The 276-nt window shown below is 39.1% G+C and carries 1 protein-coding gene; it reads left to right on the plus strand.

The features are described from left to right. Positions 1 to 276 (plus strand): ABC transporter permease (locus tag SB764_RS39830; RefSeq protein ID WP_410866726.1); only part of this gene is annotated, 276 nt, incomplete at both ends.

Consider the following 276-nt stretch of genomic DNA (forward strand, 5'->3'; position numbering starts at 1 on the left):
CTGATATTGTGGTAGCATCAACAGGTCAATTCCAATCAATAGGATTAATTGTTTTAATAGCAACCTTTATTGGTACGATTAGTAGGGAGCGACAAAATGGAACGGCAACGCTTTTATATGTCCGCCCTATATCCCATCGTGCGGTATTTTTAAGTAAATGGTTAGCAGCGTCTCTTGTTGCAGGGGTTAGTGTGATTGCAGGTTATATAGCAAGTTTGTATTATACTGTAATGCTTTATGGTCCTGTTGAATGGAATCGTTTTATGGGAATGCTGG

The organism is Paraburkholderia sp. SIMBA_027 (genome assembly GCF_046535315.1).
Lineage (GTDB): Bacteria > Pseudomonadota > Gammaproteobacteria > Burkholderiales > Burkholderiaceae > Paraburkholderia > Paraburkholderia tropica.